This window comes from Methanobrevibacter sp., from assembly GCF_017468685.1.
In the GTDB taxonomy this organism is placed as follows: domain Archaea; phylum Methanobacteriota; class Methanobacteria; order Methanobacteriales; family Methanobacteriaceae; genus Methanocatella.
Genome location: NZ_JAFUHT010000040.1, coordinates 23151 through 33966, shown reverse-complemented (window position 1 = coordinate 33966; position 10816 = coordinate 23151). Strand labels below are relative to the sequence as shown.

The 10816-nt window shown below is 35.2% G+C and carries 8 protein-coding genes; all 8 read right to left on the bottom strand.

The genetic code is table 11. From position 1 onward, the window contains the following. Positions 1–3123, bottom strand: a 3123-nt coding sequence (locus IJ258_RS05815) for an Ig-like domain repeat protein (RefSeq protein WP_292804277.1), incomplete at its 3' end; no start/stop codon positions are given. Between the two features lie 241 nt (positions 3124–3364). Then, the gene (locus IJ258_RS05810; protein ID WP_292804274.1) at positions 3365–4516 is read right to left on the bottom strand and encodes a baseplate J/gp47 family protein; all 1152 of its coding nucleotides are present in this window, start codon (positions 4514–4516) and stop codon (positions 3365–3367) included. Next, positions 4513–4947: a hypothetical protein gene (locus tag IJ258_RS05805; RefSeq protein ID WP_292804271.1), complete on the bottom strand. Its 435-nt coding sequence runs from the start codon at positions 4945–4947 to the stop codon at positions 4513–4515. Before IJ258_RS05805 ends, IJ258_RS05810 begins: the two co-directional genes overlap by 4 nt. 2 nt (positions 4948–4949) lie before the next feature. Beyond that, on the bottom strand, positions 4950–5636 hold the full coding sequence (locus IJ258_RS05800; RefSeq protein WP_292804268.1) for a hypothetical protein: 687 nt from the start codon (positions 5634–5636) through the stop codon (positions 4950–4952). A gap of 47 nt (positions 5637–5683) precedes the next feature. Next, a complete protein-coding gene (locus IJ258_RS05795; RefSeq protein WP_292804265.1) occupies positions 5684–6778 on the bottom strand; it encodes a hypothetical protein in 1095 nt (364 codons plus the stop codon). 19 nt (positions 6779–6797) lie between these two features. Continuing rightward, positions 6798–7823, bottom strand: a complete 1026-nt coding sequence (locus IJ258_RS05790; RefSeq protein ID WP_292804262.1) for a transglutaminase-like domain-containing protein — start codon at positions 7821–7823, stop codon at positions 6798–6800. An 18-nt stretch (positions 7824–7841) separates the two neighbouring features. After that, positions 7842–8405: a hypothetical protein gene (locus IJ258_RS05785; RefSeq protein ID WP_292804259.1), complete on the bottom strand. Its 564-nt coding sequence runs from the start codon at positions 8403–8405 to the stop codon at positions 7842–7844. 6 nt (positions 8406–8411) lie between these two features. Next, positions 8412–10805 (bottom strand): hypothetical protein, encoded by a 2394-nt coding sequence (locus IJ258_RS05780; protein WP_292804256.1) that lies wholly within the window; start codon positions 10803–10805, stop codon positions 8412–8414. Between the last annotated feature and the right edge of the window lie 11 nt (positions 10806–10816).

Genomic DNA, 10816 nt, shown 5'->3' with positions numbered 1-10816 from the left:
GAGATAAACAAGTTTTTCACTACTTGTAGTGGTTGTAACGGTAATATACTCTCCATTGCTACTGAATGTAGTGCTTGATGGAATAGTGAAAGCATCAGTATTAATCCCATAGAAGAAACAATCTTCAATAGCGTATATTTCGGAAAATAACATGCATTCCGCTTTTATATTTAAATCACCTGCACCCTTTCCCAAGTAATATACGAAAGCCTCACCAGCACTATCCGTGACTGCTGTGCCAAGGTCTTCACCATCAACCACCTCAAAAGATACAGTTTCTCCTTCACATGGATTACCGTTTCCATCAAGGACTGTGGCGGTTATTGTGGCGGTTTCATCTTTCATCATTATTGGCTTATCAGTAGACAATGTAATACTTGCTGGAGTAACTGGACTACTTACAACTATACTACCAGTGGATGATGTTACACTACTATGTGTACTGTCTCCTTCATACACTGCATAATAAGTATAGGTTCCTCCATTGTTTTTAGTGATTGATTTACTAAAATTACCTCCAGTGACTGTTAATGTGTCAATCAAGGTGTTGCCTTCATATAATTTCACTGAACCAGTTGTTGGATTGGCGAGTGTTCCGCTGACAGTATATGCGGTGCCTACGGTTCCAGTTACAGGCACGGATAGTGTGATTGTTGGAGTAATCTTAGTTACTGTAACACTTACACCAGATGATGTGACACTAGCATATGTGCTGTCACCTTCGTAGACTGCGGTGAATGTATGTGAACCTACACTAAGACCTGAAACGGATTTGCTAAATGCTCCACCACTTCCTGTAGTGACCGTGTCTACAAGTGTTGCTCCGTCATAGATTTTAACGGATACCCCACTGCCTACGGATAGTGTACCTGATAATGTTACACTATTACCATATACTATGCTGGCGCTGCTTGCGGATAAACTAATGGTTGGTGTGATTTTACCAACATCCACAGTCACATTACTGGATTGGACATTATTATAAGTTGAATCTCCATCGTAGACGGCCTTATATGTGTGACTTGCTACTGGTGCATTTGTGAATGATTTAGTGAATGTTCCATCGTTACCTGTGGTTACTGTGTCTATGAGTGTTGCTCCGTCATAGATTTTTATTGATGCACTGCCAACTCCACTACTGTTATATAATAATGCACCGCTTAAGGTATATGATCCGCCTGCTGATACTGATGCACTACTGGTAGCGAGACTAATTGTTGGTGTGCGTTTAACGATACTGACACTTACATCTGAAGAAGTTACACTAGTATAAGTATTGTCCCCTTCATATACGGCTTTATATGTTTTACTTGCTACTGCAGAGGCACTAATTGATTTACTGAATGCTCCACTTGCATTAGTGCTGACTGTGTCAAGTAAACTGTCTCCATCATAAATCTTTACACTTGCTGAACCGATATTAGTATTACCAGATTTCAAAGTACCGGATAAACTGATGGTTTCGCCGAGGTCATAACTGGCCTTACTAGCAGCAAATGTGATTGTGGCTGTTTTCTTATTAACAGTTATAGTTTCAATTGCATTATTACTGTAATAATCTTCATCGCCTTCAAATACTGCTTTGATACTTACTTCTCCACTAATATTAGCGGTTATACTCTTACTGAAGCTACCATTATTGCCTTGTGTTGTCACAGTATCCACCAATGTATTATTCACATAGATTTTTATACTTTTACCTGTTAGTCCTGTTTCTTCATCATCAGTTAATGATCCAGTTACTTCAATTGTTTCACCAATGGTATATGTGGATTTATTAGTTGATAATGTGAGTATTGTACTTGTCTTAGCTTCTCCTTCACTAATCACTACATATAATGGGTTAGTGGTTAGGTTATTGTTTATCCAGTTGCTGTTTTCGACTAGTACAGTATTATCGTCATGTTTTAATGTTACATCCTGAATATTCAATGATTGATTCTGATAAACCTTGAAGAATTTTAATCCTGTTGTATTACTGATTATTGGATCACCACAACCCAATACTGTACAAGTGTATGGTACATTATGTATATGGTCTGTTGTATGTGTACCTCCAGTTAATACAATCAAGTTCTCTTCACCATTACACATACTTAATGCTTTATCGAGTGTTGCGAATGGATTATCAGATTTACCAGTATTATTATCATTTCCTGAGGTGGAGACATACCAGTCACCAGTATTACAACCACGAACATTCACTATGATTTCCTCAGTAGCGAATAAGGTTTCACCATAATAAGCATTAAAAAGGAAAACATTAGGTGCATCATCAGCAATCACTTCACTGCTGACAATATACTGCTCACCAGTATAATGCTCTTCCAGGACAGTATCCTCCTCATCACCTTGTAATGATATTGTTACATTATAATCCCCAGTTAAAGGTTCTGCTAGACTATTCAAATATTTGAAATTAAACTTCACATTCTGATTCTTAACTGGTAATAAAGTATTAGCGGAAACAAAAAAGAATCGGCCTAAATCTGCTTGTAAATCACATAATGTATCCTTATGCTCCCATGGTTGAGGAGTCCAATCACCAACCAATCCAGTTTCCTCATCAAAAGGATGCATTCTTTCATCAAACATTTTAAGAAGATATTCTTCTCTGTTTACCATATCTGCAAAGATGCCGTATAGTTTCCATATTTCCAATACTGGTAATGATGTGTCATGTAATCTTAGAGTATACTCTAATATGCGGTTCATGTAATGATAATCATCTTCAGTTAACCTGTCATTGTATGGTGGTTCTGTATTGGCATAGTCTTCTGTTGGGATGTATATTTTTCTTGGTATGCCGTTTAATGCTCCGATTTCATCTAAGCTAGTGTCATGGTCATAAATGTCACCTGTTAGTTCATCGTTTTCGGGAAATCCTTTTTTGATTATGATTTCATCATATGATTCTGCGATTATGTGAAAGGTGTCTTCGGGCATGATAGGAATTTCAATTTCACTATCATCTCCTTGATTTTCCTCCTCATTATCTTCACTATTATCATCCACAATCGTATTATCTTCACTGCTATCATAAGAATAAATAAAAGAACTGACATTATCCTCTTCCAAGTATTCTTCCATATAGAGCAGAGTATCATTTTTATAACATTTCACACTTTTCAACTGAGGATAATTCACAACAAAATTAATAACATAATCATAAGGCACACTCTGCTCCTTCCAAATACAACAACGCTTCCTTAACCTAAAACTATCAGAAACATCACTAATACTTTGAAAAATCCCCTTAAAAACATTATTAGTAACACTCTGAGATTTAAAGAAATTACTTGTCTCCGACTTATCAAAAAAATGAGGAAACATCTTAATTAAACTTTGCATACTATTTTTCATATTAGATCATCTCAATTGTAATATCATTACTAACCCCAAGTTCCTCATCAAGAATAGTTATATAATTCAATGGATAATTGAAAGTGATATTTTTTAATTCTGGAATCTCATCATCTAAAAACACAGCCAATTTATGTGGAATAAAATCCTCACCAAGTAATAATCCTGGATAATAAGTATCATCAGTAGTATATCCACCATCAATAAACACTTTAATACTTGATATGATTCTTGCTTTAATTTTCTCTTTCTCTACATCACTATAAGGATTTAACTGGTCAATATCAACATTAACCACCGCATAAATATCAATAAGTTTCCTTACTGGTGCAAACATTGTAATATCTTCTTTCATTTGAGCAACTTTACCCTGCAAATCATTATAAGCACGCAGTAATTGTTCCGGAGTACCCGGGTCCAATATTACTTTTATTGTCCCAGTACCATTCCAACAAGGAACAATCTTATACGAATCAATACCGTCAAAAGATGCAAAATATTCCTCATAAGCCTCAGCAGAACCCTTCAAGTTAATTTCTTTCCAATGCATTAACAGATACCTGTATTCATCATCAGTATACTCTTCAGTACCACCAGTACTTGCATTATCATTATTACATGACAAATTAACTTCCAATTCAGTTTCAATATTAACCAAAGTATTTTCAACAATCTTACTAGCCACACCAGCTTCAACAGCCATGCATGAAACAGTAGTACTGGTTTCACCTGCAGGAATAAAAATATTCTCCAACGTACGATATTCAATACCAGTATCAGTTGACAAAAACACTTCAGGACTAATATTAACATCCTCATCAAGAGCAACATCCAAAGTAAAAGTAACATCAACATAAGCATAAGTAGCTTCAGGCCTAGGAATACCTACCACATCACCAATATTCTCATCCAAATCATCATTCTCTGCATACTCAACTTTTGCAGATTCATAAACTGGAGTTATCGCTTCTTGATAAATTCGTTCACCAAATAATGCAAGAACAGACTTATCCATCACATAATAATTACTAATATCTTCCTGATTCTCAATATAAGAAGGAAACTCTTCAGCATGACTTATCAATCCTTTTTCAAGACTGTCCTGCAACACTTTTTCAAAAAGCTCAGCATAATCTTTTTCAACATAATTCATAAAACAACACTACCTTTAATTATCTCATCATTAACACTTGTAATATCAAATTCAACTTTAAACTTGTAAACATCAGTTTGAAGAATATTCACCGAATTAACAGATTTAACTCTTCTAATATTGTTTAAAGTATCAGCAATATAAGTTTCAAGTTTAAAAAAGAACATTTTGTTCTGATTATCTTTTATTAATTCATGAACATGACAACCAAAACCTTGATAAGTTGGATTGTTATTTAATTCATCATATCTTGTCATTATTGCAATTATACACGCATTCAACAATGATTTATGACCTGTAACATTAACATAATCTCCATTTTCCATATGTATATCAAAGGCCCCATATTCATCACTAATTAATTCAACATCTTCATTCAAAGTTTTATTAAATTTATAATCAATGTTGGATGTATCTACGGGTAGTGTCATTTTTATTCATCTCCTAAAGCTTCTGCAATGGCTTTGCTTATTAATTCATCAACTTCTTCTTTTGTGTACACTTCCGTTTTATTGTAAACTTCTTGTTTAGTGTAAACATTAGTTGAATCTGCATAATCCACTTCTTCCATGTTTTTATCCATATCTCCCACGTTTGTTGTGGCTGTGTTAGGTAATCTGAGGTCTAATCCATCTGCACCGAATTTAATCCAGAACTGATTTGTTCCACCAATACTAACAATCTTGAAGTTGCCCGGTGCTGCAGGATTTAATTCAACCAATTCTTCATTTTGATAAAATCCAAGTAACAGAAATTCTTCACTATCATTATCATGAATGTTAATGATAAGACAGTTTAAGGAACATCTTGGAATTATGCATGGTTCATGTAAATCATCACAATATTCAATTGAATCTGCGCTTGGTGTGTATAAGTCTATTAATTCTCCACCAAAACGATGCAATATTTTACATAATACTGTTTCATCAGTATTGTCTAGTTCCACTAATGCTTTGTCAAGATAATGGTAGAATTTTAGGACTCGTCCTGTTCTGATTTTTTCTTCATCAACTGTTGTTTCTATTTGATGAGTGATTTGTGGTAATGCTCTGTTAGTTACTGCATTGTCTAATGCTTGTTTTAATCTGCCTTTGGTGGGTGTTATATCATTTGTGTTCATTTGTCATCACTACTCTTTGATTTAGTTTTAGATTTAGACTTATATTTTTATTTGGATTTACTTGAACTAGTGTCTCCACCGAAACTTGGAGGATAATCAACCAAAGTCAAACTAGCAGTCCAAGGACCATTACCATCCTCATCATGAGAACATTTACTAACATACATATAATCATCAATGAAATAAGAAGGCAAATATACTCTAACCCAAACACCCTCTCTCCATTTTGTATTTCCTACAACTTTACATTCAACACTTCGACCATCATTACGCCTAATTTTGTTAAATTCTCTTTGTAAAAATGCTTCCGCTTCTTTTAAAGATTTAATATTTGAAGGACAAGCGATTTTCTTTTTAATTTTACCAAATCTTTTTATCAACAGATCATCTTTTAATGTTAACTCGTATTTTTTATAAGTACATGTTAAATGATTAATAGTTCCAGGATTAACATCTGTAACATTAACATTATCATATAATGCATTGTCATATTCATTTATGACAAGTTTAGTAGTTGTAGGATTTTTAATTTTATTAACATACACCGTATCTCCAACTAATCGGATTTCCACTTCCCCATCCCATTTACTAACTGCTTTTTTCAAAGCTTCTTTAATACTGGAACCTGTGGACCCTGAAGATTTAGAAGATGATGAACTATCCACTTCACCACCCATGGCCTTGATAAGTTCATTGGCCATCTCTTCACCATTTGTACCAAAAACAATATGACATCTTTTTTTACAAATTTTATTCATTTCAGGGAAAGTTTTACCTTTAATTTGATTACAAATACCTGTACAATCTGCATCTGCACCTATAGGCCTTGTCTCAAAATCTTTACGAGTTTTCATCCTTGCACGGCCAAGGTCACCTCTTATAATAAAATAACAGTATTTGAACCCATTACTATTATTATAATGGTCTGCAATACTGAAAATACCATCTGCAATAATATAAACCCCTATTTTACCGGAAGGGTTTTTACCATGTTTTCTCCAGTCATAATTTGCAAAATATCCTGGTCCAATAGTTAATTTTTCTACTTTATGACCTTGTTTTTCTAATGCTTTACAGACAGCATTCTGGACTTTATGGTCATTACTATTATTTGTATCACAACCAACTACCACAGTAGACATTCAATATCCTCCCCTTTTTTTAACAATCTGGGTTTTTACCATTTTTACTATCCCAGTTTCCACCTCGAGAATCACATGATCTTCTGTCTCCTTGTGAATACCATATAGTATTCCAATCTGAACCAGACCCTGTTTGGTCACTTGCATATATTTTACCATCAATTTTAATAAGACACCAGAAATGACCGTTGGCATGTGACCTGTGAACAACCCATGCGTCTAATCCTGCACTGCTCATCATAGCACGTGTTAATCTTGCAGTATCAGCACAATTAAGAGCATGTTTATGTTTTAAACATTCTTCAGCAGAATGATATCTTGAACATGAATATCCAGCATATCGGACATTTTCTTTTAACCATTGATGGACAAGTTTTGCTTTCTTTAACTCATTAGTTTCACTACCAACAATCTTAGCAACTAATTCATCAATTGTTTTTCCTTCTCCACCTGCAAGGTCACTATTACTGCCACTTGTTTTGTTGCTTCCGCTACTGGAAATATTAGTAAAATCACATACATCATCAACAAGACCAGTTACATCAACTTTGGCTTTTAAACCACTTGCTTTGATTATTTCCTTAACAATTTTTGACCTTTTGGTTTTTTTAAAACTGAATTTCTTTTCCACATCAAGTAAGACATTCATTCCATTGATTTTGATATCTGTTTTTTCACGGTTCCAAGTTATTTCAGAAACAAAACCAGTAACAACAGTATCCATATCACTCCATTTATTTACAGTTTTGGAGCGGTTTCCTCCTTTTTTAAAGGATATTCTTTGACCTTTGTAGAATGAATTTAAATATTTGATTGGAACAGATATTGATGCATTACTGCTAATATCACTGTAATCTCCCTCAAAACTGTCACTATACAATTCACCAATATAATTAACGTTAGTTATGTCTCCAGTTTGTAAAGTGAAATTATTACTGGCTTCACCACCACTATTACTGCTTACATTATTGGAAATAGGATTTTTAACTGCTTCTGTAGTGTAAATTTCCAAACCCGCACGGGATATAGAATAAGTAACTGCCATAATACATCCCCCTCAAATTCATTTATTCTTTTTCTTCGATTTACTTTTCTTAGAAACAGTTTTCTTTTTAGTTTTAGTTTTTGTTTTCTTAGATGTGGTTTTAGAAGAATTTTCTTTTTTAGAATTTTTATTAGTTACTTTCTTTTTAGTGATTTTTCTAGCAGCAGGAACAACAAAGTTTTCACCAGGAATAAGACTTTTAGAATCAGGAACTTCTTTTATACTGATTTCTAATTTTAAAGAGTTGAAGGTTTCATGAACAGGTTTGACAATAACAATTGCTTGGAACGAACCTCCAATTTCAGGAGAAGTTACAGTTACCGGTTTGCTCATCATCTCCTGAAAAATTTGTTTGTGAACATCTGGTCTATTTGGATTAATAGGAATATGTGTAGTGATAGTGAAATCTAACCCTACATATTGCCCTGGTGTGACGATTTGTGTTCCACCAACAACACTATTAAAATTATATTCTCTTCGTCTGTATGCTTCATTTGGTGAAACATCTTCAGCATAAAAAGGATATCTCATAATTTCAAGATTACATCCATCAGTAGGTATATTATATAAGTTTTTAGCCATTATTATTCACACTCCCGCAGGGTCGTCACTTAATGTTTCTAATGCGGTTATCACTACACTTGTTGCTTCTTTTGCGGTTAAATTATGAGCATTTAAAGGCATTGCGTTTTCATGAACATGTACAATTGTTGTATTACCATTACTTGTACTGTTAGGAGTATAATTAGCGTTTTCACGAATACTATTTACTGTTGGTAAGCTCATTTGAGGAGCATTAAATCCTTTTAGTATGTTTCCTGCATAGTCTCTTGCAGCACTATAAACATACCTGTTACTTTCACCAATACGACCCGGTATATCTTGAAATTCAATAGCAATTTTTCGTTGAATAATACCAGGTGATGCAATATGTAACGCATTTAATACTGCATCTTTAATTCCTGAACCGAAATTTGCTGCTGCACTTACCGCATCAGATACCGCACTATTAATTCGGCTTGGAATATTCATGAACTCATTATAAACAGTATCTGCAATACCCATAATACCATTACGTACTGCAGTCACAACTCCACTAGCAAGACTTACAGCCGCCCCTACTGCTGAACCGGCAGCACTTGCTATACGACCCGGAACTCTCATCATGAAAGTACCTACTTGTCCAGGGATTTGACGAACACGATTAACGATACCTTGAAGTATTCTTAATCCTGCTTGAACTGCAATTGTAGCCACTCTGGTTCTGAAGTTAATGAACCTTGTTATAGCTTGAGTTAAGAATTGCCAAATCCTACCAGGCAATGGTCTAACTGCATTAATAATACTGTTCAGTATTGCTCTTCCGATTTGTAATGCAACTTGACCTACTCTGGTAGAGAAACCGCCTAATCCTGATATGATAGTTGTTATTGCAGAAATTATTGCATCTTGCCATGACATACTACCATTCATAAGACTGGAGAAGATAGTTACTAGATTGGATAACATAACCCATAATGGTGAAATTACACTGAATACCACTGTGAATCCTTGTTGTAATACTCCAAAGACTTGACTTGCAATGGATCCTAATTGTCCAAAGAAATTAATTATTTGCCCCACTACATCAGGGCCTCCGCTTCCTGCACCTTCACTTTTGAATAAGTTATTCCATGCTGCACCAATCCAATCAAATATTGGTTTGACAAAACTCCATAATTGAGATACGGCATTTCGTACTGCTGCAATGGCACCTTGCACCTGTGGACTGTTCATAAAAGCAGACCATAATCTTTGAACTCCGGCTTGGATTGCATCAAGCATTGTACTGAAGTCAGTCCACCATCCAAGTGATTCTCCGATTTGTTCAACAATTACAACGAATGCTCCAACAGCTGCTGCAATTGCAAGTATTGGCCATAATGCTGCAAGTTCTGCTGCGGCCATACTCCAAAATCCACCACTTGCAGTTGTTGCTGCAAGGCCTTCAGCTTCTAATGCAATACCATTTGTGGCATGTGCTGCTGCTGCACCTAACTCTTCAGCAGATAATCCTGCTTGTGCAGCGGCTAATGCTAGTTCTTCACCAGTTAATGCAGCAGTTTCACCACCAAGAGCACCTAATAATCCACCAATTGTTGGTAATGTGAAACCTAATGTTTCCATCAAACCAATAACTGACATTAAAGGTCCGGCTATAATTCCTATTCCTGCACCAAGAGCAATCGCTGCAAAACCAACACTTTTCACAGGACCAGGTAAATTATTAATTACATCAAGGAATCCTTGAACAACAGGTATTAATGGAGTTATTGCATCCATTATTGCTGCACCAAAATCAGTTTTCAAACCTGCTAATACATTGTTTAATCTTTGGAATTTAGCAGTACTTGAATCAGCGTATTTATCTGCTGCACCACCAGTACGGCTAAGAATATCTGTTAATAATTTCTGTTTATCCACCGCACCGGTTGTTTCATCTTTATAATCTTTAATATCAAGACCAAGAGATTTCAATGCTTTACCATTACCCATAAATGCTTTCTGTAATTGTCCTGCAGCTTGTTCTTGACTTAACCCCATTTGTGCAGCATAATTACTAGTGGCTTTCATTGCATCTTGAGAGTCTTTAAAAGACATTCCCATGCTCATATAGGTTGTCATTGCAGCTCTTGTATCTGCTACACTTCTACCCATTTCATTAGAATAATCTCTAACCCATTTTTTGATTTCATCAGATTGTTTATCCCAATTACCACCATTTTTATCAACTGCATTACTGAACTTGTTCCATTCCTGTTCTGCAGTCATAGCTGAATCAACAGCAGATTTCGCATAACTTAACATGGAAGCAGACATTGCTGTTACTGCTCCACCGACGGCAGTTTTCAAAGCACCTACTCTTTGTTGTGCGCTTCCAAAAGCACCTCCAGTGTTATCTTGTCCACGAATACGGAGTAATACATCTTCATATGAAACCATTTTTCATCACT

Excerpts from the sequence above, each read along its gene's own strand:
- IJ258_RS05785 (WP_292804259.1), bottom strand. The coding sequence starts at position 8,405 with ATGGCTAAAAACTTATATAATATACCTACTGATGGATGTAATCTTGAA.
- IJ258_RS05780 (WP_292804256.1), bottom strand. The coding sequence starts at position 10,805 with ATGGTTTCATATGAAGATGTATTACTCCGTATTCGTGGACAAGATAAC.
- IJ258_RS05805 (WP_292804271.1), bottom strand. The coding sequence starts at position 4,947 with ATGACACTACCCGTAGATACATCCAACATTGATTATAAATTTAATAAA.
- IJ258_RS05795 (WP_292804265.1), bottom strand. The coding sequence starts at position 6,778 with ATGTCTACTGTGGTAGTTGGTTGTGATACAAATAATAGTAATGACCAT.
- IJ258_RS05790 (WP_292804262.1), bottom strand. The coding sequence starts at position 7,823 with ATGGCAGTTACTTATTCTATATCCCGTGCGGGTTTGGAAATTTACACT.
- IJ258_RS05800 (WP_292804268.1), bottom strand. The coding sequence starts at position 5,636 with ATGAACACAAATGATATAACACCCACCAAAGGCAGATTAAAACAAGCA.
- IJ258_RS05810 (WP_292804274.1), bottom strand. The coding sequence starts at position 4,516 with ATGAATTATGTTGAAAAAGATTATGCTGAGCTTTTTGAAAAAGTGTTG.